Source organism: Sphingomonas sp. (assembly GCF_017744835.1).
In the GTDB taxonomy this organism is placed as follows: domain Bacteria; phylum Pseudomonadota; class Alphaproteobacteria; order Sphingomonadales; family Sphingomonadaceae; genus Sphingomonas.
On the sequence record NZ_JAGIAM010000003.1, the window covers coordinates 897,113 to 920,317 of the forward strand.

Below are 23,205 nucleotides of genomic sequence, written 5' to 3' on the forward strand. Positions count from 1 at the left end.
AAGTTACTTCTTTTTCAGCAAATTCTCGAAGCCGGGAGGCAGGTTCGCCCCGCCCGGCAGGCCCGGCAGGCCGCCGCCTACCTTGCCCATCATCTCGCCCATCTCGGGGCCGCCGAGCGCATTGCCGATGCCGCCCATGCCGCCGCCGGGGCCGCCCTTGCCGAGCATGCCCAGCATGCCCTTGAGGCCACCCATCTTCTTCAGCCGCTTCATCGCGGTCTGCATTTCCTGGTGCATCTTGAGGAGCTTGTTGACTTCCTGCACCGTGGTCCCGCTGCCGTTGGCGATGCGGATCTTGCGCTTGGCGTTGAGCAGCTCGGGCTTGGCGCGCTCCTTGGGCGTCATCGAGCCGATCATCGCGTCCATGCGCAGCAGCACCTTGTCGCCGCCGACCTGGTCGACCGCGGCCTGGGCCTTCTTCATGCCCGGGAGCATGCCGGCCAGCGCGCCGATGCCGCCCATGCGGCGCATCTGGGCGAGCTGCGCGCGCAGGTCGTTCATGTCGAACTGGCCCTTGGCGAGCCGGTTCGCCATGCGCTCGGCGTCTTCCTCCTGGATCGCCTGCGCGGCCTTCTCGACCAGCGACACCACGTCGCCCATGCCGAGGATGCGGCCGGCGACGCGCTTGGGATGGAAGGGCTCGATCGCGTCGAGCTTCTCGCCCATGCCGGCGAACTTGATCGGCTTGCCGGTGACCGCGCGCATCGACAGCGCCGCGCCGCCGCGGGCGTCGCCGTCCATGCGAGTGAGGATCACGCCGGTGAGCGGCACCTGCTCGGAGAAGCTCGACGCGACGTTGACGGCGTCCTGGCCGGTGAGGCTGTCGACGACGAGCAGGATTTCCTGCGGCCGCGCGATGTCGGCGACCGACTTCATCTCGTCCATCAGCGCCTGGTCGACATGGAGTCGGCCGGCGGTATCGAGCATCAGCACGTCGAAGCCCTGGAGCTTCGCCGACTGGAGCGCTCGCTTGGCGATGTCGACCGGCTGCTGGCCGGCGACGATCGGCAGCGTGTTGACTTCGGTCTGAGTGCCGAGGACCGCGAGCTGCTCCTGCGCGGCCGGACGGTTCACGTCCAGCGACGCCATCATCACCTTCTTGCCCTGCTTCTTGAGAAGCTTGGCGAGCTTGGCGGTGGTGGTGGTCTTGCCCGAGCCCTGCAAGCCCACGAGCATGATCACCGCGGGCGGCGTCACGTCGATCGCGAGCTCGGCAGTGTCCGGGCCGAGCATGTCGACGAGCGCGTCGTGGACGATCTTGACCACCTGCTGGCCCGGCGTGACCGAGCGCAGCACCTGCTGGCCGACGGCCTGCTCGGTGACCTTGTCGACGAACTCGCGCGCGACGGGGAGCGCGACGTCGGCCTCGAGCAGCGCGATCCGCACTTCGCGCATCGCGGTGCGGACGTCGCCCTCATTGAGCGCACCACGTCCGCGCAGGCGCTCGAAGACGCCGCCTAGCCGATCGCTCAGACTCTCGAACATGGGACCAACATCACTCCATTCCGGCCGCGACTCGCCAAACGCAAAACGCGCCGGCGGACGAAACCTCGTCGGCCGGCGTCACCCCTTGGGGCGTCCAAGTTCCGCGTTCTGCGAAGAACGGTCGGGCGGGCACATAGCGACGAACCGCGCGATGCGCAACCTCCCCTGGCCCACGCCCGCCGCCCGTCGCATGCAAGGTTTTGGAAAGCTCCGTATTTAACCTGATCTACACTATCCGCGTGGGAAAGCCTGCGATGCACTGAGGGAGCTCGTCCAGGCCATGCCTCTGGACTCAGACAACAACGGCGAAGCGCAGCCGCGCACCAATCTGCTCGCGGGCGCAGTCAGCGTCGCGGCGATCCTGCTGTTCGTGGGCACCGGCAGCGGCGTGCTTTCCAAGACGCTGGCCTTCTACTTCGCGGGCGGACAGCCTGCCGACCGGTCGCTGGTGATCGCGCTGCTGCTCAACGTCGCGCTGATCCTGTTCGGGTGGCGCCGCCACCGCGAGCTGAGCCAGGAAGTCCAGATCCGTGCCGCCGCCGAGGAGCGCGCGCAGCAGCTCGCCAGCCGCGATCCGCTGACCGGCTTCCTCAACCGCCGCAGCCTTTCCGAGGAAGGCGCGGCGATGTTCGTGCGCGCCCAGCGCCGCCGCCGCGCGATGGCGCTGATCATGCTCGACCTCGACCATTTCAAGACGATCAACGACATGCACGGCCATGCCGTGGGCGACGCGCTGCTGCGCGGCGTGGCGGCCGAGATCGCCGCGGTAATGCCCCCCGTCTCGATCACCGCGCGGCTGGGCGGCGACGAATTCGCCTGCGGTTTCCTGTTCGACCCCGCCGAGCCGGCGACGGTGGAGCGCATCGCCGAGAAGCTGGTGAGCCGCATGGCCCAGCCCTTCGACGCCGAGGGCTTCAAGCTCCACATCAGCTGCTCGCTGGGGATCGCGCGCTCGGACTTCGACTGCGCGGGCATCGAGGCGCTGATGCGCTCGGCCGACATCGCGATGTACCAAGCCAAGAAGGCGGGGCGGAACCGCTTCGCCTGGTTCGACCAATCGATGGAGCGCGAGCTCCAGGCGCGCAACGAGCTGGAGAGCGGGCTGCGTCTCGCCATCCCGCGCCAGGAGATCGTCCCCTATTTCGAGCAGCAGATCGACCTCTCCACCGGTCGGCTCCACGGGTTCGAGGTGCTTGCGCGCTGGGAGCATCCCCAGCGCGGGCTGATCAGCCCCGAGCTGTTCATCCCGATCGCGGAGGAGACCGGAATGATCGCCGAGCTCTCGCTCTCGATCATGCGCCAGGCCTTCCTCGCCGCGCGCGACTGGGACCCGTCGCTCAGCCTGTCGATCAACATCTCGCCCTGGCAGCTCCGCGACGCCTGGCTGGCGCAGAAGATCATCAAGGTGCTGACCGAGACCGGCTTCCCCGCGAGCCGGCTGGAAGTGGAGATCACCGAAAGCTCGCTGTTCGAGAATCTCGCGCTCGCCCAGTCGATCGTCGGCAGCCTCAAGAACCAGGGCGTGCGGCTGGCGCTCGACGACTTCGGCACGGGCTATTCGAGCCTCGCGCACCTGCGCGCGCTACCATTCGACCGGATCAAGATCGACAAGAGCTTCGTGCTTTCGCTCAACGAGAACCCCGATTCCGCGGCGATCGTCAATGCGATCGTCGGGCTCGGCGAGAGCCTCAACCTGCCGATCACCGCCGAGGGCGTCGAGGACGCCGCGATCGAGGAGCGGCTGCGCGCGATCGGCTGCGCCAAGGCGCAGGGCTGGTATTATGGCAAGCCGCTGTCGGTGACGGGCGCGCGCCGCCTGCTGGCCGAGCGCAGGCTGCTCCAGGCGCAGCTGGCCCAGGACGCAGAGCCGGCGCAGGCGCCGGACAACGCGGGGCAGCGTTTCGCGGGTTAGAATAACGAAGATCGTTGCTTAGCTCCTTCTCCCCTTGTGGGAGAAGGAAGGGGCCCGCTCGCGCAGCGAGTGGGAAGGATGAGGGGGACTCAAGACTCACTCCCCCTCACCCTTCCGCCGACTGCGTCGGCTCCCTCCCTCTCCCACAAGGGGAGAGGGATTTTGGCCAGTTCACCCATTGATCGCGAAAATATCGGCAAATCCACCTCGGCAGTGGAGAGAAATCGCCATTTGTGCTTTGCTGACGTGCTGCAAGAATCGGAGGCGATCATGTCGCGACTCCTTTCGTTGTCCGTCCTTACGAGCATTTCCCCCATATTGGTGGCCTGCGCCGCCACGGGGACCGCGACCGGCCAGGTGACTTCCGCATCGGGCGCCGCGCCCAGTTCCTTCGCTCCGATCGTCAGACGCGTCTCTCCGGCCGTCGTCTCGATCGACACGGTCCGGCCCGGTGGCGATCCAGTGCCCTGGATCCAGGAGACTCCGCAAGGCACGGTGGCCGGGCTGGCGACGCCGGTGCGCATGGGCGCGGGATCGGGCTTCTTCATCACCGCCGACGGCTATGTGGTGACCAACAACCATGTGATCGACGGCGCGCGCGAGATCACCGTGAGCATGGGCGACGGCCGGCAGTTCCCGGCGCGGCTGGTCGGACGGGACGCGCCGACCGACCTGGCGGTGCTCAAGGTGGCGGCCAGCGGCGTGCCCTTCGTCAGCTTCTCGAGCGCGGCGCAGCCCGATGTGGGCGACTGGGTGGTCGCCGTGGGCAATCCCTTCGGCCTCGGCGGCACAGCGACGGCGGGCATCGTATCCGCCCAGGGCCGCGAGATCGGCGAGGCGCATGTCGGCTTCCTGCAGATCGACGCCCCGATCAACTCGGGCAATTCGGGCGGCCCGTCGTTCGACCTCCAGGGCCATGTCGTCGGCGTCAACACCGCGATTATCTCGCCCAGCGGCGCCTTTGTCGGCATCGGCCTCGCTGTGCCTGCCGACCTGGCGAACGAGATCACGCAGGAGCTGATCCGCAGCGGCCGCGTGGTCCGCGGCTATCTCGGCGTCGGCGTCCAGGGCCTGACGCCTGCGCTGGCCGCACGGATGAACCTGCGCGGGCAGCGCGGCGCGGTGATCTCCACCGTCTCGCCGACCGGACCCGCAGCGGGCGCGCTTCGGCCGGGCGATGTCGTGGTGGCGGTCAACGGCACCGAAGTCGAAGGTGCCGGCACCCTCACCCGCGCGATCGCGTCGGCCCGGCCCGGCACGCGGCTCGACTTGCGCGTGCTCCGCGGCGGGCAGACCTCCGACGTGACGGTCGTTGCGGCGCAGCGGCCGGACGGTACGTGAGGGGTTGGGGCACGCGACCGGTCCGGTAGCCACTGCGCCACTCTTGCCATTATCCACCCAGGACCACGACTTACGTCAAAGGAGCCGCAAGCCCATGTCGGCGATCGCCAGCATGTTTTCGCAATCCTTCTTCCACGGGACCAAGGCCGATCTGAAGCCCGGGGACCTGATCGTCGTGGGCTACCAGTCCAACTTCACGGAAGCCAAGCCGCTGTCCTGGGTCTATTTCTCAGGCACGCTGGACGCTGCGATCTGGGGCGCCGAACTGGCCGCGGGCGGCGGGCGCGAACGGATTTATGTCGTGGAGCCGACCGGACCGGTCGAGGACGACCCCAACCTCACGGACAAGAAGTTCCCCGGTAACCCCACATTATCCTATCGCTCCCGCGATCCGCTACGAGTCATCGCGGAGGTGACGGGGTGGCAAGGACACCCGCCCGAGCGGCTGCAGGAAATGAAAGGCGGCATTGCCCGTCTGAGCGCCGAGGGCGCCGCGATCATCGACTGAGGGAATGTCCCTTCCCTCACCACCCCACGCCCGGCTGGCTGAGATAAGCCTGCTCCTCGGCAGTGGATTCGCGCCCCACCGCGGCGTTGCGCGTGGGGAAGCGGCCGAAGCGGGCGATGACCTCGGCGTGCTGGCGGGCGAAGTCGAGGCCCTGTTCGAGCCCCGGCTGGTCGAAGCACTTGAGGCAGAGCGTCTGCAGCTCGCTATCCTCGGCGTGCATCAGCGGCATGTAGAGGAAGTGGCGCTTCTGGACCGCGAGCCGTGCGTCCCAGCCGCGGTCGAGGGCGGACAGCGCCAGGGTGCGGGCGAGCGGATCCGCGGCGAAGGCCTCGGCAGTGCCGCGGTGGATGTTGCGCGAGAACTGGTCGAGCACGATCACGGCGGCGAGCAGCGTCTCGGGGTCGTCCTGCCACCCTTCGGCGCGGCTCGCCTTCAGCTCCTCGAGCAGGGGCGTGAAGAGGTCGCGGATCGCGTCGTCGACCGAATCCGAATGCGCGAACCATTGCTCGGACATCAGTCCGTCGAACCAGAAGCCGAGGACTTCCTTCGCCTTCGCGTGGACTTCCGGTGCCGCCGCTCCTAGATCGCGCGTCAATGGCTCTCTCCTCGCCGCATGTCGTCAACCTGGGCTGCCGCCTCAACCTCGCCGAGGGCGAGACGATCCGTGCGCTGCTGTCCGGTCGAGACACAGTCGTGGTGAACAGTTGCGCCGTGACCAACGAAGCCGTCAAGCAGACGCGCCAGGCGATCCGCCGCGCACGCCGCGAACGGCCCGGCGCCGAGCTGGTGGTGACGGGCTGCGCAGCGCAGATCGACCCCGCCTCCTTCGCGGCGATGCCCGAGGTGGACCGGGTGATCGGCAATGCCGAGAAGCTGCGGCCAGAGGCCTGGTCCGCGCCCGAGCCCGTGGTGGTGCAGGACATCATGGCGGTGCGCGACACCGCGCCCCACCTCGCCGCGAGCTTCTCCACCCACGCCCGCGCCTTCGTCGAGGTGCAGAACGGCTGCGACCACCGCTGCACCTTCTGCGCCATCCCTTTCGGCCGCGGCAACAGCCGCTCGGTGCCGGCGGGCGCAGTGGTCGATCGCGTGGCGCAGCTGGTCGATGCGGGCCATGCCGAAGTGGTGCTGACTGGCGTCGACCTGACCAGTTACGGCCCCGACCTGCCCGGCGGGCCGAGCCTCGGCCAGCTGGTCGAGCGCGTGCTGCGGCACGTGCCGCGGCTGAAGCGGCTGCGGCTTTCCTCGCTCGACGGGATCGAAGTCGACGACCGGCTGTTCGCGCTGCTCACCGAGGAGCCGCGGATGATGCCGCACGTCCACCTATCCTTCCAGGCCGGCGACGACCTGGTGCTCAAGCGGATGAAGCGGCGTCACAGCCGCGCGCAATCCGTAACGCTGGTGGAGCGGCTCAAGGCGGCGCGGCCCGAGATCGCAGTCGGTGCGGACCTGATCGCGGGCTTCCCGACCGAGAGCGACGCGATGTTCGCCAACACGCTGGCGCTGATCGACGATTGCGACATCGTCCATGCGCACATCTTTCCCTATTCCCCGCGTGCTGGCACCCCGGCCGAGCGGATGCCGCAGGTCGCGCCGAAGCTGGTCAAGGCCCGCGCCGGCCGGCTGCGCGAGGCGGCGGCGCGGCGGCGCACGGCCTGGCTGCACAGCCTCGTTGGCAGCAGCCAGCAAGTGCTGGTAGAGCGCCCGGGCGACCGCGGCCATGCCGGCAATTTCGCCGAGGTCCGCCTCGCCTCCCATCCAGTCGGAGAAATCGTGAGCGTGAACATCAAGGGCGTGCAGGACGGAAAGCTGATCGCATGAGCACCAATCCTTCCTGGCACGAGAAGCTGCTGGGCGGCTTCCGCAAGACTTCGGACCGGCTGCTCGGAAACCTCGCCGGCCTTTCCGCCGCACGGCTGGACGACGCGACCCTCGACGAGATCGAGGAGGCGCTGATCGCCTCGGACCTGGGGCCGGAGACCGCGGCGCGCGTCCGCACCCGGCTCGCCGAGGGGCAGTATGAGCGCAACATGGAGGAGCTCGGCATCCGGCTGGTGGTCGCCGAGGAGATCGAGAAGGTCCTCGAGCGCGTCGCCAAGCCGATCGAGATCGAGGCCTTTCCGCGGCCGCAGGTGATCCTCGTCATCGGAGTCAACGGATCGGGCAAGACCACGACGATCGCCAAGCTGGCCAACCGCCTGCTCGAGCAGGATTATGGCGTGATGCTGGCCGCGGGCGACACCTTCCGCGCCGCCGCGATCGGCCAGCTGCGCACCTGGGCCGAGCGGATCGGGGTGCCGATCGTCTCGGGGCCCGAAGGCGGCGACGCGGCGGGGATCGTGTTCGAGGCAGTCAAGCAGGCGACCGACAAGGGCATCGACGTGCTGATCGTCGACACCGCCGGGCGGCTGCAGAACAAGCGCGAGCTGATGGACGAGCTGGCCAAGGTCCGCCGCGTGCTCGGTCGGCTCAACCCGGCGGCACCGCACGACGTGGTGCTGGTGCTCGACGCGACCACCGGCCAGAACGCGCTCAACCAGATCGAGGTGTTCAAGGAAGTCGCGGGCGTGACCGGGCTGGTGATGACCAAGCTCGACGGCACCGCGCGCGGCGGCGTGCTGGTCGCCGCTGCCGAGAAATACGGGCTGCCGATCCATGCGATCGGCGTGGGCGAGAAGGTCGACGACCTGCGCCCCTTCGATGCCAAGGAAGTCGCGCGGATCATCGCCGGGGTGGACGCGCTCGTCTCCCCGCGCACGCGCTGAACGGAGCAACCATGTCCGAACCCCGTCCCCTCTCCCCCGGCCTGCGGATGCTGATCGATTTCGGCCCGCTGGCGGTGTTCTTCGCAGTCAACAGCTTCGCGCCGGGAATCCAGATCCAGCGAGTCATCACCGCCACCGCGGCATTCATGGTCGCGATGGTCGCCGCGATGCTGCTCTCGTGGTGGAAGGCGCGGCACATCTCGCCGATGCTGTGGATCACCGCAGCGCTGGTCCTGCCGTTCGGCGCGCTGACCATCTATTTCCACGACCAGAGCTTCATCCAGATGAAGCCGACGATCGTCTACACGATGTTCGCGGTGATCCTGGCCTATGGCCTGGTGACCGGCAAGCCGCTGCTCCAGATGCTGCTCGAACAGGCCTATCCCGGGCTGTCGGCGAAGGGCTGGCGGCTGCTGACGATCAACTGGACGGGCTTCTTCGTCGCGATGGCGGTGCTCAACGAAGTGATGCGCCAGGTGCTCAACTGGGACCAGTGGGTGAGCTTCAAGACCTGGGCAGTGATCCCGCTGACGTTGCTCTTCGCGGTGCTGAACATCCCGATGCTGCTCAAGCACGGGCTCCAGCTCGACAAGCCCGAAGACACGCCGATTCCGCCCGAGGGATGAGCGGATTTCCTTCTCCCCTTGTGGGAGAAGGAAGGGGCCCACGCCGAGGGCGTGGGAAGGATGAGGGGGACTGAGACTCCCTCACCCTCACCCTTCCGCCGACTAAAGTCGGCTCCCTCCCTCTCCCACAAGGGGAGAGGGAGTTCTGGAAATCAGCCCTGATCGGCGCGGCTGACGCCCTGGCCGTCGAGGTTCTGGGCGACGAAGTCCCAGTTGATCAGGTTGTTGAGCACGGTGTCGACGAACACCGGGCGGGCGTTGCGATAGTCGATGTAATAGGCGTGCTCCCACACGTCGATCGTGAGCAGCGGCGTCATGCCGTGCGCGACGGGCGAATCGCCGTCGTGGAGCGAGGTGACCTTGAGCGCGCCCTGATCGAGCACCAGCCAGCCCCAGCCGCTGGCGAAATGGCCGACCGACTCGGTCTTGAGCTTCTCGAGCAGCGCCTCATGGCTGCCGAAGCCGGCGGTGATCAGCTCGGCAAGCTTGCCCGAGGGGGCCTGCTTCGTGGGCGACAGGCACTGCCAGAAGAAGCTGTGGTTCCACACCTGCGAGCTGTTGTTGAACAGCCCCTTGTTGCCGCTTTTCTTGGCATATTTGATCACGTCCGACAGCTTGGCGCCAGCGAGATCGGGAATGTCGGCCACCAGCTTGTTGGTGTTGTCGACATAGGCCTTGTGGTGCTTGCCGTGATGGAATTCGAGCGTCTCGGCCGACATGTGCGGCTGGAGCGCGTCGGGGGCATAGGGAAGTGCGGGAAGTTCGAAGGCCATGTCATCCTCCATGGGGGTGTTATGCTCCGCCCGCCTAACGCATGGAGCGAGTCGACGCCGCAACAATTTTTGTTGGGGCCTGATCGAATGAAGCGATCGTGCGGTCAGCCGCCCGCGCCGAGCAGCTCGTGGCGCTTGAGAGCGTGGCGGAGCTGGTCGTAAGTGAGGCCGAGCGCCTCGGCGGTAGTGCGCTGGTTGAAGCGATGCTCGGCGAGCGCCCGCGACAGGAGCTGGCGCTCGAAGGCCGCGACACGCGACTTGAAGTCGCCGCCGCTGGGTTCGAAGACGGGGACTGTCGTTTGTTCGGCGGGTGTAGACGGCGCGGGAGCATCGGCGCCCCGTGCGGCGCCCGGCATCGGGCGCGGGCGATAGGGGGAATTGAACGGGTCGATCTCGATATGGTCGATCGGCCCTTCCTGCTCCCAGCGATAGACCGCGCGCTCGACGACGTTGCGCAGCTCGCGGACATTGCCGGGCCAGTCGTAATTGTTGAGCGTATCGAGCGCGTTGGGGCCCCAGCCCGGCCATTCGACCAGCCCGATCTCGGCGGCCATGCGGCGGCCGAAGAATTCGGCGAGCACTTCGATGTCGCCGCGGCGCGCGCGCAAGGGCGGGAGCGTCACGACTTCGAACGAGAGCCGGTCGAGCAGGTCGGCGCGGAAGCCGCCCTTCTCCACCCGCTCGGGAAGATGCTCGTTAGTGGCGGCGACGATGCGCACGTCGACGCGCAGCGGCCGCGACGAGCCGATGCGCGTGACTTCGCCATATTCGACCGCGCGCAGGAGCCGGTCCTGCGCGGCCATCGAGAGCGTGCCGAGCTCGTCGAGGAACAGCGTGCCGCCGTCTGCCTCCTCGAAGCGCCCGGCGCGCGCCTTGGTGGCGCCGGTGAAGGCGCCCGCCTCGTGCCCGAACAGCTCTGCCTCGATCAGCGTCTCTGGGAGCGCGGCGCAGTTCATGATGACGAGCGGCTGGTCCCAGCGCGGGCTGAGGCGGTGGAGGCGTTCGGCAACCAGCTCCTTGCCGGTGCCGCGCTCGCCGATCACCAGCACCGGACGGTCGAGCGCCGCGGCGCGACTGGCCCGCTCGAGCGCGTCGAGAAAGGCGCCGGACTGGCCGATGACCTGGGTAGTGCGCTCCATGCCGAATGCTTGGCGTATTTTCCCAACTCTTGGCAAGCCACAATCATCGACTGAATGCCCGATGAACGCGGAAAACGGCGGAAAACCGCCACTTTTTTAATTTGGCACGCATCCTGCTGAGACATTGGCAAGCCCGGCAATCGGGCAGGAAACAACACCAAGGTTCAGGGAAACACAGACAATGACCTACCAGTTCGCAAATGTCCGCAATGCCTTTGTCGCAGCCGCCTTCGCCCTCCTCGCCAGCACGGTCTTCATGGCCGGCGCGGTGGGCCCGGCGATCGCCTGAGGCGCCACTTGGTCTCCCCGCTCGCCAATGCCCCGGCGAGCGGAAACCCGCCGGGAGGGTTCACCCCCTAGCTCCCTCCCGGCGGATCCCCACTACGAAGGAGTGTTAGAATGGGTATCTTCTCGCGAACCCGCGACATCATCGCCGCCAACGTCACCGACCTGCTCGACAAGGCCGAGGACCCGGCCAAGATGATCCGCATGATCATCCTCGAGATGGAGGAGACGCTGGTCGAGGTTCGCGCCTCTGCCGCCCGCACCATCGCCGATCAGAAGGAAATGCGCCGCCACATCGCCAAGCTCGAAAAGCTCCAGGAGAGCTGGACCGAGAAGGCCGAGCTGGCGCTGAGCAAGGGCCGTGAGGACCTGGCCAAGGCCGCGCTGGTCGAGAAGCAGAAGGCCGCCGACATGTGCGAGCAGCTGAGCCAGGAGATCGCGGTGCTCGACGAGACGCTGAAGGCGTCCGAAGAGGACATCACCAAGCTCCAGAACAAGCTGCGCGAGGCGCGTACCCGCCAGAACTCGATCGTTGCCCGGCTGGAGAGCGCCAACAACCGCGCCCGCCTTCGCGAGATGACGAACGGCTCGAAGATGCACGACGCCTTCTCGCGCTTCGACGTCCTCGAACGCCGGGTCGACATGGCCGAGGGCCGCGCCGATGCAGCGGGCCTGGGCGGCCAGCCGAAGACGCTTGAGGAAGAGATCGCCGAGCTGCGCTCGTCCGAGAAGGTCGATGCCGAGCTGGAAGCGCTGAAGGCGCGCATGAGCAAGGGAGCCTGAGGCGATGGAGGAAGTCTTCCTTCCGATCGTCATCGTCGGAATACTGTTCGTCGGCCTCCCCTGGGTGATCATGCACTACATCACCCGGTGGAAGACCGCCGCGACGATCACCGGCGAGGACGAGAAGCTCCTCGACGAGCTCTACTACACCGCCCGGCAGCTCGAGGAGCGGCTGGTCACCGTCGAACGCATCATCGCCGCCGACAACCCCGATTTCCGGCCGCTCTCGACCCAGCGCCAAGAGCCGAGCCCTTACGATCTCTCCAGGAGGAACTGAGATGTCCGTCCGCACCAAATTCTACCTCGACAAGGCCAATGCCAAGTGGCTGGGCGTCTGCTCGGGGTTGGCGGATTACACCGGGATCGACGTGATCTGGCTCCGTGTCGGCGTCGCCCTGCTCACCTTCACGACCTTCCCGATGGGCCTGATCGGCTACCTGCTGATCGCCTGGATGGCGCCAAGCCGCCCGGCCGGCCTGTACGACGGCCCGGAGGAAGCGAAGTTCTGGCAGGGCGTCCGCTCGAACCCGAGCCGCTCGACCGCCGAGGTCCGCTCGAAGTTCCGCGACATCGATCGTCGCCTGGCCGACATCGAGATGTACTATACGAGCCGCAACACGCGCCTCGCCGACGAAATCGACAGCCTGCGCTGAGGCGCAGGCGTCCAACGGGGAGATTGGACAATGAGGGAATTGAGCTGGCTCGTGCCGGTGCTGATCGTCTCGGCGATCATGGCTTCCAAGGCTTTCCAGACCTGGGTCCGCGCCAAGCACGGCTATCCGATGGAAGACCGCCGCGGCCGCCACAGCCACGCCGGCGGCGACCTGGAAGCCGAACGCAAGATCGCGCTGCTCTCTTCGGAGAACGAGCGGCTCACCGGCCAGATCAGCCGGCTGGAAGAGCGGATTGCAGTGCTCGAGCGGATCGCGACCGATCCCGCCGAGCGGGTGGCCCGCGAGATCGACAGCCTGCGCTGAGCACGGTCGAGGAAGAGGGAGAAGAGGGATGTTTCTGTTCGAGACCTTCGCACCGGTGGCAGCCCTGGTCGGCCTTGCCGCGGTGGCCGGGTGGATCTTCACCACCTGGATGCGGATCAAGCACGGCTACCCGCTCGATGGAGCCTGGGGCCAGGCGATCTATCCGCAGAAGAACGACGAGGCGATGGAGCGGATCAAGCTCCTGAGCCAGGAGAATGCGCAGCTCCGCGCCGAGCTCGGCGCGATCAAGGACCGGCTCGCCAATGTCGAGCGGATCGTCACTGACAGCTCGCTGACGCTCGACCGCGAGATCGAGCAGCTGCGCGGCAAGAACAACTGAGGAGCAGAACGATGGACCCGATCGCCATTCCCGTGCTGGGCATCGCCGCCGGCATCATCGCAATCGTCCTCGGCATCGGCCTGGAGATGTTCAAGCGCTGGCTCAAGCACAAGGAAGCGATGACCCAGGTCGTCGCCGCCCAGACCGCCGAGCAGGCCGCGCAATATGCATCGCACGTCGAGCGGCTCGAGCAGCGGGTCCGGGTGCTCGAAAGGATCGTCACCAACGGCGGCGCCGAAGTCGCGGAAGAAATCGAGAAGCTGCGCGACGCGCCGCTGAACTAAGAAAAGGAAATCGCCATGATCATCGTGTTCGCAGTGCTGACGGCACTGTGCGTGGGAGGTATTGTCCTCGCCGAATGCCGGGATCGACCCCGCCGCCGCGCGGAGCGACTGGCCCAGGGCGTCCAGGGCAACTGAACAAAACGCATCGAGGGAGTAAGAGGGAATGAACCCGTTCGAAATGGTTGTCGCGATCATCGTCGTGGTGACGATCGGCGGCGTCCTCAAGGCCCGCTACGGCATCCACAAGGACAATCAGGGCAACGAGGTCTATCGCGGCGGAGACAATGCCGCGACGGCCGAGAACGCCCGGCTCCGCGACGAGGTTCGCTCGCTCAAGGAGCGCGTCCAGGTGCTCGAACGCGTCATCACCGACAGCAACGCCAGCAGCGCCCAGCTCGAACGCGAGATCGAAGCGCTGCGCGACCGGAAATAACGTCTGACCAGGGAGGCATGACGTGACCATCGATCCCAATCTCTACATCACCCTCTCCGTCTCGGGCCTCGCCGGCCTGGCGATGGTGACGGCGGCCGGCCTCTCGGGCTGGCGCGGATGGCTGGAACTCAAGCGCCGCGAGCTCGACCGCCGCGACACCGCCGACACCACCCCGGTCGCTTCCGCGGGCTCGCGGATCGAGATCGCCGATCTCAAGGAGCGCATCCGCAAGCTCGAAGCGATCGCCGCGGGGGTGGATCTCTGACTTCTCACCGTCGCCCCCGCGAAAGCGGGGGTGACGAGGTTGGCTTGGCGGCGGAGCACGCTATAGCGCCCGGCATGACCAGCATCGCCGACCTGCAGGACGAATATGAATTCCTCGACGCGGACGACCGTTACCGGCTGCTGATCGACCTGGGTCGCGCGCTGGAAGCGATGCCCGAAGCGCTCAAGACCGATGCGACGCTGGTCCGCGGCTGCTCGGCGTCGGTCTGGGTCTATCCGACCCGCGCCAATACGGGCACGCTCCACTTCCTCGCCGATTCCAACGCCGCGATCACCAAAGGCATCATCGCGCTCGTCCTGCTCGCCGTGCAGGACCGCACCCCGGCGGAGATCCTGGCCACCGACATCGAAGCCGCGCTCGCACCCTTCGACCTGCGCAACCAGCTCAGCTCGAACCGGACCCAGGGCATCCCCAACATGATCGCACTGATCCGCGAGACGGCGCGGCGCTACGCCTGAGAGGCTGCTCGCGCCGGATTGCTGCCCAAACCCAGCTCCTCAGCGACCGAATCGAGATCAGCCCCTTCCGGCACGATCAGCCACTCGCGCGTCTGCGCGCCGTTGACCACCGTTACTGCGGCCTTTGGGCAGACGCCCAGGCATTTGACTTCGACGATCCCCGCCCCGCCCTTGCGGCCTTTCTTGAGGCCCAGATGCTTGCGCAGCGCCTTGGCGAGCGGGGTCTTGCCCTTGGGCCCGAAGCCGCCGTGGAGCTTCTTCGAGCATTTCGCGCAGACCAGGACGGTGTCGGACCAGTTCGAGCGAACGGTCTTCAATCGGGCTTCCACGTCCGCCGCTCCTCGGCGGCCTTGAGCACCTCGTACGCCGCCTGGATCGCCTGGAAGCGCTTGGCCGCCTCGGCGTCGCCAGGGCGGACATCGGGGTGGTTCGACTTGGCAAGGCGGCGCCAGGCGAGCTTGACGCTGTCGAAATCGGCGTCGGTCTCGAGATCGAGCACTTCGAGCGCGCGCATCTCGTCGCGCGAGCGGCTGCCGTCGCCCGGACCGGCCCAGCTGTTGTGCTTCGATTGGGCGAAGCCCGAGGCGTCGCGCCGCTCTTCGGCTTCGCGCGCGGCGGCTTCCTCGGCGTTGAGGCCCTCGAAATAATTCCAGTTGCGGTTGTACTCGGCCGCGTGCGTCTCGCAGAAATACCAGCGCTCGCGGCTGTTGGGCGACTTGGGCGCGGGCCGGTCGCCGGGCTCCTCGCAGCCGTGCCGGTCGCACAGCCGCACCTTCACGGCCTCGCGCTCGGCGCCATAGGCGCGCCAGCGGGGGAAGCCCCAGTCGGAGGATCGGGTCGGACGTGGCATAGAGGCTCGCAGATAGGGTGGCGGGCTGGATTCCGCCAGTAAGTAGAAGTCGTATGCCAGAGGGTCTGTAAGCCGGGTTCTGTCCACCCCTTTCGGGGATGGGCGACCATTCCTCTAGGCGACGGATCGCTCCGCCGCTCAAGCAACCAACCCGGACGACGGGCCGGAACGAGGCCCATGTGCCGTCCCTATTCGGTCTTGCTCCCGGTGGGGTTTACCATGCCGCTTCCGTTACCGGTCGCGCGGTGCGCTCTTGCCGCACCCTTTCACCCTTGCCGGCCCCGAGGGGCTTAGGCGGTCTGCTCTCTGTGGCACTTTCCCTGGGGTCGCCCCCGCCGGGCATTACCCGGCACCGTCGTTCCGTGGAGCCCGGACTTTCCTCGCGTGCTTGCGCACCCGCGGCCGCCCGACCCTCTGGCATGCGCCCGATCTAGCGCAGGATGCGCCAAGGACAAGGGCAATCAGTCTTCGCGGGGCTTCTCCGGGTCCGCCGCATGCCGGATTGCGGTGCCCCAGGCCTGGACCTCGACCAGGATCTGCGGAGTCAGCCCCGAGGCGAGCATGGTGCGGCGATAGTCCGATCCGATGCGTTCGACAGCGTCCGCGCCGGAGACGCGGGCAGTACGGTTGAGCACTTCGGTGGCTTCGGCGACGGTGGGCGTCGCGAGCGACGGGATCTCCTCGCCCGCCTCATCGGCGCGTGCAATACCGGCCAGGCGCGCGCGCACCGGCCCCAGCTCGATCTTCGAATGCCCTATTCCGCTGCTCGACATGCGCGTCCTCCGCGGCGGAGGCTAAAACCCACACGGCTATCGGGGCGTAACCGGAGTTGGTGAAGGAATCGGCAACCTATCTTAATCAGCGGCGAACCTCGGCCCGCAGCGGATCAAGGCACCGCAGCAACCCCTCGCGCTGCCGCGAGGCATAGGCAGCATCGCGCGCGCGGATGTCTCCATCATCGAGCCAATGCGAAAGCGCTTCGAACGCCTTCGTCTCCAGCCTCCCCAACGAACGCGGGTATGGAATCGCGCTATCCAGATCCTCAGGAACGACATTCTCTGGCGAGAGGGCGCGGTCGAGCAATTCGACAAGGCTCGTCCTGTCCGCCAAAGCTATGGCCTCAGCCTCGTCCGCGAGCACCTCCAATTCCTGCACGTCCTCGCCGCCATCCCATTGCAAGGCTCTTTCGCGGATCGATTCCAGACGGGGATCGGCCAGCGGAACCGAAATAAAGTCATCGAACTCCCATCCGCTTCCCGTGCTGTCGACGGTATGACGGAGGGCTTCGGCGATGTCCTCGGCAGGCCGATGCGATGGGCGCTCGAACGGAAGTAGCACCAGCTTGATCAGCAGGAAGAGCACAAAGAACGGCAAGAGCAACAACAGAACGAGGCCGCCGCGCAATTCCCGCCACGGCGAGCGATCGAAGTCGAGCAGGCTCACTCGTCGCCTTGCGGCTTGGGGAGCAGCAGCGCGAGCAGCAGGCAGCGGCATTCCATGTCGATCTCGCCGTCGACCAGCTCCGGGCGGAAGCGGCGCTGGAAAGCGACCACGGCGGCCTCGGCATCGCTCACGTCATAGCCGAAGCGCTCGAGCGCGAGCATGAAGCCTGCGTCGGGCCAGCCGGGATCGACGAGGTTCCTGGTCGGGCGCGGCAGCGCGAGGCGGACGCGCGCGAGCCTGCCCCAGGGGAAGAGCTCGCCCGGATCCTGCTTGCGCGCGGGCGCGACGTCCGAATGGCCGACGACATTGCCCCGCGTGATGCCGTGGCGTTCCTTGATCTCGGCGACGAGCGGGATGAGCGCGGAGATCTGCGCCTCGGGAAAGGGGCGATAGCCGAACTCATGGCCGGGGTTGACGATCTCGATGCCGACCGAGGCCGAGTTGACGTCGGTGATGCCGCGCCAGTGCGAGCGGCCGGCGTGCCAGGCGCGCTTGCCCTCGTCGACCATGTGGAAAATCCTGCCGTCCTCTTCGACCAGATAATGCGCCGAGACCTTGGCCTCGGGATCGCGGAGGCGGTCGATCGCGGCCTGGCCGCTCTCCATGCCCGTATAATGGAGCACGATCATCGAGACCGGCAGCGCGCGCGTGTCGAAATTGGGCGACGGCGCGTCGATCATGGGCAGGTCGCTGGGCATGGGCGCAGGTTTAGAGGGAGGCCGCCCGCCCCGGCAAGCGCGCGATCAGCCGACCGCGAGGCGCGCCTGGGGCTTGGGCTCCACCGCGCGGTAGAAGCCGCGCAACTTCTCGCAGGGCACGAAATGATCGGTGAGCCCGATCACCGTCTCGCCCGCGCCGAGCACGAGCACGCCGCCCGGCCGGATCGCCGCGGCGAGCGTCTCGAACACCTGGCGCCGCAGGTCGAGCGAGAAATAGAGCAGCACGTTGCGGCACAGGATAATGTCGAACCGACCCGGCGGCGGCGCGTCGGCCGTGAGGTTGTGCTGGCGGAACTGGACGCGGCGGACGAGCTCGGGCCGGGCGACCCAGTCGCCGCCGGCGCTGTCGAACCACAGCATCATCCGGCGCACGGGAAGCCCGCGCTGGATCTCGAACTGCGAATAGCGTGCGGCCCGCGCCCGGGTGATCGCGGCGGGCGAGATGTCGCTTGCGACGATCTCGGGCGCGGCGTCCTTCTCAGCGAAGAGCATCGCGAGCGACAAAGGCTCCTGGCCTGTCGAGCAGCCGGCGGACCAGATCCGCACCTTGCGATCGGGATTTTCGGCCTGCATCTCCAATGCGGCCTCGGCGAGGGTATCGAGCACTGCCGCATCGCGGAAGAAGCTCGTCTCCTGGTTCAACAGCGCGTCCACCACTTGATCCGCCAACTCCCCTGTTCGTGCCGCGATCAGCCGGCTCACCAGCTCGTCGAGCGTGGAAAGGCCGTGCGCCCGCAGCAGCGGCTTGAGTGCCGTCTCGATGCGCCAGGCGCGGTTCGCCGCAATCTGCTGACCGGTGCGCTGCTCGAGCAGCGCCGCGATCATGTTCATCGCGCCCGAAGGGGCCGCGAGACCTGTCATGGAGAGCCGCGTCATGCGCCCCTCCGCCCACGTGCGATCAGCCGGCCGATCTCGTCGGGCGGCAGCACCGCGCTCGCATGACCGGCGTTCGCGACCGAGCCGGGCATGCCCCAGACCACCGAAGTGCCGCGATCCTGCACGAAGATCCGCGCGCCGACGTCGATCAGGCGGCCGGCGCCCTCGGCCCCGTCGCGGCCCATGCCGCTCAGCACGACGCCGAGCGCGCGATTGCCGAAGACATCGGCGACCGATTCGAACATCGGATCGACCGAGGGCAGGCAGCCGCTGACCGATCGCTCGCGCGTAAGCCGGATCGCCGTCCCGTCCGCCGTTCGCACCACGCGCATGTGCGCGTCGCCCGGCGCGACCACGATGCGGCCCGGCTGGAGGCGCATCCGATCGCACGCCACGTCGCACGGCCGGCTGCCGAGCACGGCGAGCTGCGTGGAGAAATAGGTCATGAAGGCGGGCGGCAGATGCTGCGTCACCAGGATCGGCACGCGGAAGCTCGCCGGGATCGCGCGGAGCAGCTGGCTCAGCGCGTGGATGCCGCCGGTCGAGGCGCCGATCGCGACAATGTCGAAGTCGTCTGGCGCAGTGACCGGGCCGAAGCTGGTCGCGTGATGATGGTGCGGCCCGGTTTCCGCCACGGTCTCGATGAGCCGGGAGAGCCGGTCCTCGAGCACACCGGCGAAGCGGCCGCCGAAGGCGCCGGTGCCGGGCTTGACGAGCGTGTCCGCCGCGCCGAGCGCGAGCGCCTGGACGGTGACCGCCGCACCCTCATCCACCGCGGAGGAGACGACGAGCACCTTGGCGCCGTTGCCCGCCGCAATGACGTCGGGCAGCGCCGTGAGCCCGTCGATACCGGGCATGTCGATGTCGAGCAGCACCACGTCGACGCGGTGCATATGGAGATAGTCGAGCGCCGCGCGGATATCGGGCACCGCCGCGGCGACCCGGAAGCGCCGCGTCGCCTCGACCATGCGGCCGAGGACCGATCGGGCGACCACCGAATCGTCGACGATCAGCACGTGCGCCGGCGCAGGTGGCATCCTGGCTGTCCCCGTATCGTTCAGGGTTGCAGTGCGCGCCACCGCTGCGCCTCCTACACGCGGTTCAGGCGACGCCGACGATCTGCAGCTTGCTTTCCAGCGTCTCGCGATCGAACGGCTTCATGACATATTCGTCGGCGCCCGCCTCGATCGCGGCGCGGATATAGGCCATGCCGTTCTCGGTGGTGCAGAACACCACCTTGGGGCGCTGCGGCAGCCCCGAATCCTTGAGCGCGCGCAGGAAGTCCATGCCGCTCATCACGGGCATGTTCCAGTCGAGCAGGATCACGTCGGGCGGCGTCTCCAGGCACGAATCGAGTGCCTCGCGCCCGTCTCCGGCCTCACGGACCTGGAAATCGAGCGTCTCGAGAATGTGGCGGGCGACCTTGCGGATCACCTTCGAGTCGTCAACGACGAGACAAGTCTTCATTTCCCCTGTTCCCCGATAGCCAGGTGTCTAGGCCGCGCAATCTGCACGGAAGGTGTAAGCTTCGCGTTAATTGGCGACCGCGGCTTCGGCCGCAGACGCATAGCTGGGCACCAGCGATGCAAGATCGATCGCAAGGATCGGCTCGCCGTCGCGCTCGACCACGCCGCGGCCCGCATCCTCCCACACCGAATCGAGCGCGACGCCCGCGGCCATCGGCAGCAGGTCGAAGGGCGCGACATCGTCGAGCGCGTCGACCAGCATCGCATAATGATGCCCGTCGACCATGGTGATCACTGCGCGCTTCGCCTGCGCCGCGGGCTCGAGGCCGAGCGCAGACTGCGTGTCGACCACCGTCACCACGCGGCTGCGCAGCGCGGCAAGACCGCGAACGTGCGCGCAGGCGCGCGGCACTGCGGTTACTTCGCCGATGTCGACCACCGATTCGACCTGGTCCGAATCGATCGCGACCGGGCGACCGGCGACCTGCGCGATCAGATAGAGATGCGTCATCAGCGGCCTCCCCGGCTCGACATGCGGGCCTCGAGCGCGGAGAGCAGCCCGACGCGATCATAGCGATAGACGCTGTCGTCCCCTGCCCCGCTCGCGGCACGGCGGCGGCGCAGGCGCACCACGGGCGCCTTTTCGGCAAGCTCCGGCGGCGCTTCGTCGGAGGACAGCACGATCGCCGGCGACTCGCCCGGCGCGAGCTGCGCGGTGACGCGATAGCCGGCCGATTCGAGCAGCGGGCGGACGAACGAGGCCATCCAGCCGTCGGTCGTATCCGCGATCAGGCAGAGCGGCGCCTCGGCGTCGTCGTCCTCCTCGCGGTCGGCATGTTCGTCGAACACCCAGAAGACGTCGAGCAGCTCGATCTGCTCGCCGCCGACCAGCGCCACGCCGGCAACCGGGCCGGGCTCGCGCGCGGCCACGACTTCCTCGGGCAGCAGGATGATGTCGAGCGCCTCGTCGATCGCGTAGCTGACTTCGTTGGCGCCGTCCTTGAGCCGGAGCACGTTGAGCCGTCCGCGGCCTTCGATCTCGCCCTGCGCGGCGACAGGCAGGATGCGCCCGTCGATCGTCGCGCGGAAGCGGCCGCCGGCAAAGCGCACGGCAGCGGCCTCGACCTGCTCGACGCGGTCGACTGCGACCAGCGGCACTGCGCGGCGCACGCCGTCGAGGTCGCGGAACAGCAGCGCGGGCGTGCCCGTCTCCTCCTGCTCGGCTTCCTCCACCTCGAATCCCTGGTTGGCATCGCGATTGAAGTTGAGCCCGGCGACGCTCGCCATGCCCGCACAGTCGAGCAGCAGCATCGGCAGCCCCGAATCGGGGAGCGTCTGGCCGGCGTAGAGGCCGGTGGACATCACTGCGGGCGACGCCGGCTTGATCACCAGCTCCTCGTTATCGAGCACGGTATCGACCGACAGCGCATAGCTGCCGCCGCTCACGCTGACGATCGCGAGCATCTGCGGCCCGCCCTCGCCGCCGCGCTCGAGCCCGAGGATATCGCCGAGGTCGATGAGCGGCATGCGGCGCTCGCGCACCGTCGCGATCGGGGTGGCGCCCAGCGTGTCGATGCGGATCGCGTCGCTGCGATCGGTGACGATTTCCTCGATCGCCTGGCGCGGGATCGCGAAACGCTGCCCTCCGGCGCCGACCACGATCGCCGAGATGATCGACAGCGTCAGCGGCACATGGATCGCGATGCGCAGGCCCTTGCCGAGCGTGCTGTCGAGATCGACCCGGCCGCCGATCTGCTCGATCGAGGCGCGGACCACGTCCATGCCGACGCCGCGGCCCGAGACTTCGGTGACTTCGTCCTTGCTCGAAAGCCCGGGCTGGAAGACGAGGTCGAGCTTGGCGCGCTCCGAAAGCGCCCGCAGCTCGCGCTCGGAGCGCGGGCCGATGGCGGCCATCTTGCGGATCAGCTTCTCGGTATCGATGCCGCGGCCGTCGTCGACGATCTCGATGATGATCTGGTTGCCCGACTGGCGCGCCGAGACGCTGAGCCGGCCGGTCTCGCGCTTGCCCGCGGCGCGGCGCTCGGCCGGCGATTCGATGCCGTGGTCGATCGCGTTGCGGATGATGTGGACCAGCGGATCGCGCATCATCTCGATCATCTCGCGGTCGAGCTCGACGTCGGCGCCCTCGACGTGGAGCTGCACCGACTTGGAAAGCCCGGCGGCGGTATCGCGCACCATCCGCGGCAGCGCGGAGAAGAGCGCGTCGATCTTCTGCATGCGCGTGCGCGTGACGGTGTCGCGCATCTCGCCGACGGTGAGCGACAGCCGCTCGAGCGCCGCCTCGATCGTCGGATCGATGTCGCCGCCGCGCAGCCGGCGCGCGAGCTCATTGCGCGCAAGCACCATGTCCGACATGCCCGACATCATCCGGTCGAGCAGGTCGACGTTGAGGCGCACGCTGCGCGACGCGGCGCGCGTGCCGCCGTTGCCGAGCGACTGGCTGATCTCTTCCGCGCCTTCGGCCAGCGCGGCGATCAGCAGCTCGTCGCCGCTGTCGTCGAGGCTGGTGCCCGAATCGATCGCCTCGACCAGCTCGCCGATGCGGTCGACCACCGCGAGCACGGCGTTGACCAGCGCGCGATCGGGAACGCGCTCGCCGGCCCGCACCTGCGCAAGCACGTCCTCGGCCGCATGGCTGAGGCGCCCGAGGCGCGGCAGGTCGAGGAAGCCGCAGCTTCCCTTGACGGTGTGCACGAAGCGGAAGATCGCATCGAGCCGCGCCCGGTCACCGGGTTCGGCTTCCCAGGCGACGATCTCGCCCGAAAGCGCCTCGAGCGTCTCGCGCGTCTCGGCGATGAATTCCTGAATCAGGTCGTCCATGGGGCCCCAAGGTACGGATTTGCACCGGCACCATGCGCGCGAGAGGGTTAAAAGGGCGTTTAGCGAACGCCGCCGGCCGGTCCGCGGCTCGGGCCGGCAGCGAAACCTTTGCCGCGGTTCGCGCATTCCCCCCAGCAGCCACGAAATTACAGGAGAGAAACGATGCGCGCGCTTGTCCTCGGCCTGACGGCAGCGACGGCACTCGCCGGATGCACCGATTACGGCAGCGGCTTCGGCGGCGGCTACGGCTATTCGGCCTATGACTGGAACCGCCCCGATCCGTCCTACGGCGGCTATTATGCCGATCGCTATTATCGCGACGACCGGCGCTACAGCGAGCGAACCCTCTCACGCAACGACCGGATCTATCGCGGGCAGGACGGCCGCTATTATTGCCGCCGGTCGGACGGAACGACCGGGCTGATCGTCGGCGGAGTGGCAGGCGGCGTGCTCGGCAACATCATTGCGCCCGGCGGCTCGGAGACGCTCGGCACGGTGCTCGGGGCAGTCGCGGGCGCAGTCGCCGGCACCGCGATCGAACGCGAGGCCGATCGCAAGGATCGGAATATCCGCTGCCGTTGAGCGGGATATACGCGAGTACAGGTTGAACCTGGC

Annotated in this window: 30 protein-coding genes and 1 other RNA gene; 16 read left to right on the plus strand and 15 right to left on the minus strand. The window is 67.7% G+C overall.

Annotated elements, in window-relative coordinates; all coding sequences use genetic code 11:
* Nucleotides 1-3: 3 nt before the first annotated feature.
* The gene (gene ffh, locus J7500_RS12105; protein WP_294061959.1) at nucleotides 4-1,485 is read right to left on the minus strand and encodes a signal recognition particle protein; all 1,482 of its coding nucleotides are present in this window, start codon (nucleotides 1,483-1,485) and stop codon (nucleotides 4-6) included.
* Between the two features lie 280 nt (nucleotides 1,486-1,765).
* Here ffh and J7500_RS12110 point away from each other — a divergent pair, with 280 nt between their 5' ends.
* From J7500_RS12110 to arr, 3 genes are all read left to right on the plus strand, one after another.
* Nucleotides 1,766-3,397, plus strand: coding sequence for an EAL domain-containing protein (locus J7500_RS12110; protein WP_294061960.1), 1,632 nt, complete (start codon nucleotides 1,766-1,768; stop codon nucleotides 3,395-3,397).
* Between the two features lie 270 nt (nucleotides 3,398-3,667).
* Complete coding sequence (locus J7500_RS12115; protein ID WP_294061961.1) at nucleotides 3,668-4,738, plus strand: trypsin-like peptidase domain-containing protein; 1,071 nt, start codon at nucleotides 3,668-3,670, stop codon at nucleotides 4,736-4,738.
* Between the two features lie 94 nt (nucleotides 4,739-4,832).
* On the plus strand, nucleotides 4,833-5,246 hold the full coding sequence (arr, locus tag J7500_RS12120) for an NAD(+)--rifampin ADP-ribosyltransferase (RefSeq protein WP_294061962.1): 414 nt from the start codon (nucleotides 4,833-4,835) through the stop codon (nucleotides 5,244-5,246).
* A gap of 16 nt (nucleotides 5,247-5,262) precedes the next feature.
* Here arr and J7500_RS12125 read toward each other — a convergent pair whose 3' ends face one another.
* Nucleotides 5,263-5,841 carry a DUF924 family protein gene (locus J7500_RS12125; protein WP_294061963.1) on the minus strand — a complete coding sequence of 193 codons (579 nt, stop codon included), beginning with the start codon at nucleotides 5,839-5,841 and terminating at the stop codon, nucleotides 5,263-5,265.
* On the opposite strand from J7500_RS12125, the gene mtaB reads away from it, so the two are divergent.
* Genes mtaB through ispZ form a run of 3 tightly spaced genes read left to right on the plus strand, consistent with a single transcriptional unit; the run spans nucleotide 5,841 to nucleotide 8,637 of the window.
* Complete coding sequence (gene mtaB, locus J7500_RS12130; RefSeq protein ID WP_294061964.1) at nucleotides 5,841-7,067, plus strand: tRNA (N(6)-L-threonylcarbamoyladenosine(37)-C(2))-methylthiotransferase MtaB; 1,227 nt, start codon at nucleotides 5,841-5,843, stop codon at nucleotides 7,065-7,067. The two genes, J7500_RS12125 and mtaB, sit on opposite strands and share 1 nt — an antisense overlap.
* A complete protein-coding gene (gene ftsY / locus J7500_RS12135; RefSeq protein WP_294061965.1) occupies nucleotides 7,064-8,011 on the plus strand; it encodes a signal recognition particle-docking protein FtsY in 948 nt (315 codons plus the stop codon). The genes mtaB and ftsY overlap by 4 nt, the downstream gene beginning before the upstream one ends.
* 11 nt (nucleotides 8,012-8,022) lie before the next feature.
* Nucleotides 8,023-8,637, plus strand: a complete 615-nt coding sequence (ispZ, locus tag J7500_RS12140) for a septation protein IspZ (protein ID WP_294061966.1) — start codon at nucleotides 8,023-8,025, stop codon at nucleotides 8,635-8,637.
* A 152-nt stretch (nucleotides 8,638-8,789) separates the two neighbouring features.
* On the opposite strand, the gene J7500_RS12145 is transcribed toward ispZ, so the two are convergent.
* Together J7500_RS12145 and pspF are read right to left on the minus strand one after the other, a co-directional pair.
* On the minus strand, nucleotides 8,790-9,410 hold the full coding sequence (locus tag J7500_RS12145) for a superoxide dismutase (RefSeq protein WP_294061967.1): 621 nt from the start codon (nucleotides 9,408-9,410) through the stop codon (nucleotides 8,790-8,792).
* Between the two features lie 104 nt (nucleotides 9,411-9,514).
* Nucleotides 9,515-10,549 (minus strand): phage shock protein operon transcriptional activator, encoded by a 1,035-nt coding sequence (gene pspF, locus J7500_RS12150; protein WP_294061968.1) that lies wholly within the window; start codon nucleotides 10,547-10,549, stop codon nucleotides 9,515-9,517.
* 399 nt (nucleotides 10,550-10,948) lie between these two features.
* Here pspF and pspA point away from each other — a divergent pair, with 399 nt between their 5' ends.
* From pspA to J7500_RS12195, 9 genes are all read left to right on the plus strand, one after another.
* Entirely contained in the window at nucleotides 10,949-11,617 is a 669-nt protein-coding gene (gene pspA / locus J7500_RS12155; RefSeq protein ID WP_294061969.1) for a phage shock protein PspA, read from the plus strand.
* A 4-nt stretch (nucleotides 11,618-11,621) separates the two neighbouring features.
* Nucleotides 11,622-11,894 (plus strand): envelope stress response membrane protein PspB, encoded by a 273-nt coding sequence (gene pspB / locus J7500_RS12160; protein WP_294061970.1) that lies wholly within the window; start codon nucleotides 11,622-11,624, stop codon nucleotides 11,892-11,894.
* 1 nt (nucleotide 11,895) lies between these two features.
* A complete protein-coding gene (locus tag J7500_RS12165; RefSeq protein ID WP_294061971.1) occupies nucleotides 11,896-12,270 on the plus strand; it encodes a PspC domain-containing protein in 375 nt (124 codons plus the stop codon).
* Nucleotides 12,271-12,348: 78 nt separating this feature from the next.
* A complete protein-coding gene (locus tag J7500_RS12170; RefSeq protein ID WP_294062172.1) occupies nucleotides 12,349-12,594 on the plus strand; it encodes a hypothetical protein in 246 nt (81 codons plus the stop codon).
* A gap of 28 nt (nucleotides 12,595-12,622) precedes the next feature.
* Complete coding sequence (locus J7500_RS12175; RefSeq protein ID WP_294061972.1) at nucleotides 12,623-12,934, plus strand: hypothetical protein; 312 nt, start codon at nucleotides 12,623-12,625, stop codon at nucleotides 12,932-12,934.
* An 11-nt stretch (nucleotides 12,935-12,945) separates the two neighbouring features.
* Complete coding sequence (locus J7500_RS12180) at nucleotides 12,946-13,218, plus strand: hypothetical protein (protein ID WP_294061973.1); 273 nt, start codon at nucleotides 12,946-12,948, stop codon at nucleotides 13,216-13,218.
* 163 nt (nucleotides 13,219-13,381) lie between these two features.
* Nucleotides 13,382-13,651: a hypothetical protein gene (locus tag J7500_RS12185; protein ID WP_294061974.1), complete on the plus strand. Its 270-nt coding sequence runs from the start codon at nucleotides 13,382-13,384 to the stop codon at nucleotides 13,649-13,651.
* 82 nt (nucleotides 13,652-13,733) lie between these two features.
* Nucleotides 13,734-13,916 carry a hypothetical protein gene (locus J7500_RS12190; protein WP_294062173.1) on the plus strand — a complete coding sequence of 61 codons (183 nt, stop codon included), beginning with the start codon at nucleotides 13,734-13,736 and terminating at the stop codon, nucleotides 13,914-13,916.
* 74 nt (nucleotides 13,917-13,990) lie between these two features.
* A complete protein-coding gene (locus tag J7500_RS12195; protein ID WP_294061975.1) occupies nucleotides 13,991-14,395 on the plus strand; it encodes a SufE family protein in 405 nt (134 codons plus the stop codon).
* Here the strand turns inward: J7500_RS12195 and J7500_RS12200 are convergent.
* From J7500_RS12200 to J7500_RS12250, 11 genes are all read right to left on the minus strand, one after another.
* The gene (locus J7500_RS12200) at nucleotides 14,386-14,712 is read right to left on the minus strand and encodes a (2Fe-2S) ferredoxin domain-containing protein (RefSeq protein ID WP_294061976.1); all 327 of its coding nucleotides are present in this window, start codon (nucleotides 14,710-14,712) and stop codon (nucleotides 14,386-14,388) included. The two genes, J7500_RS12195 and J7500_RS12200, sit on opposite strands and share 10 nt — an antisense overlap.
* Nucleotides 14,709-15,245 carry a J domain-containing protein gene (locus tag J7500_RS12205; RefSeq protein ID WP_294061977.1) on the minus strand — a complete coding sequence of 179 codons (537 nt, stop codon included), beginning with the start codon at nucleotides 15,243-15,245 and terminating at the stop codon, nucleotides 14,709-14,711. The genes J7500_RS12200 and J7500_RS12205 overlap by 4 nt, the downstream gene beginning before the upstream one ends.
* 52 nt (nucleotides 15,246-15,297) lie before the next feature.
* Nucleotides 15,298-15,663: RNase P RNA component class A (gene rnpB / locus J7500_RS12210), an RNA gene on the minus strand.
* Nucleotides 15,664-15,706: 43 nt separating this feature from the next.
* The gene (locus J7500_RS12215; protein WP_294061978.1) at nucleotides 15,707-16,018 is read right to left on the minus strand and encodes a hypothetical protein; all 312 of its coding nucleotides are present in this window, start codon (nucleotides 16,016-16,018) and stop codon (nucleotides 15,707-15,709) included.
* 85 nt (nucleotides 16,019-16,103) lie between these two features.
* The gene (locus J7500_RS12220; protein WP_294061979.1) at nucleotides 16,104-16,688 is read right to left on the minus strand and encodes a hypothetical protein; all 585 of its coding nucleotides are present in this window, start codon (nucleotides 16,686-16,688) and stop codon (nucleotides 16,104-16,106) included.
* On the minus strand, nucleotides 16,685-17,386 hold the full coding sequence (locus tag J7500_RS12225) for an N-acetylmuramoyl-L-alanine amidase (RefSeq protein WP_294061980.1): 702 nt from the start codon (nucleotides 17,384-17,386) through the stop codon (nucleotides 16,685-16,687). The genes J7500_RS12220 and J7500_RS12225 overlap by 4 nt, the downstream gene beginning before the upstream one ends.
* A 45-nt stretch (nucleotides 17,387-17,431) precedes the next feature.
* The gene (locus J7500_RS12230; RefSeq protein WP_294062174.1) at nucleotides 17,432-18,268 is read right to left on the minus strand and encodes a protein-glutamate O-methyltransferase CheR; all 837 of its coding nucleotides are present in this window, start codon (nucleotides 18,266-18,268) and stop codon (nucleotides 17,432-17,434) included.
* A gap of 11 nt (nucleotides 18,269-18,279) precedes the next feature.
* Complete coding sequence (locus J7500_RS12235; protein WP_294061981.1) at nucleotides 18,280-19,320, minus strand: chemotaxis protein CheB; 1,041 nt, start codon at nucleotides 19,318-19,320, stop codon at nucleotides 18,280-18,282.
* Between the two features lie 64 nt (nucleotides 19,321-19,384).
* Entirely contained in the window at nucleotides 19,385-19,750 is a 366-nt protein-coding gene (locus tag J7500_RS12240) for a response regulator (RefSeq protein ID WP_294061982.1), read from the minus strand.
* Between the two features lie 66 nt (nucleotides 19,751-19,816).
* Complete coding sequence (locus J7500_RS12245; protein WP_294061983.1) at nucleotides 19,817-20,260, minus strand: chemotaxis protein CheW; 444 nt, start codon at nucleotides 20,258-20,260, stop codon at nucleotides 19,817-19,819.
* Nucleotides 20,260-22,590 (minus strand): chemotaxis protein CheW, encoded by a 2,331-nt coding sequence (locus tag J7500_RS12250; RefSeq protein WP_294061984.1) that lies wholly within the window; start codon nucleotides 22,588-22,590, stop codon nucleotides 20,260-20,262. The genes J7500_RS12245 and J7500_RS12250 overlap by 1 nt, the downstream gene beginning before the upstream one ends.
* Nucleotides 22,591-22,752: 162 nt before the next feature.
* On the opposite strand from J7500_RS12250, the gene J7500_RS12255 reads away from it, so the two are divergent.
* Entirely contained in the window at nucleotides 22,753-23,172 is a 420-nt protein-coding gene (locus tag J7500_RS12255) for a glycine zipper 2TM domain-containing protein (protein WP_294061985.1), read from the plus strand.
* Nucleotides 23,173-23,205: the final 33 nt, after the last annotated feature.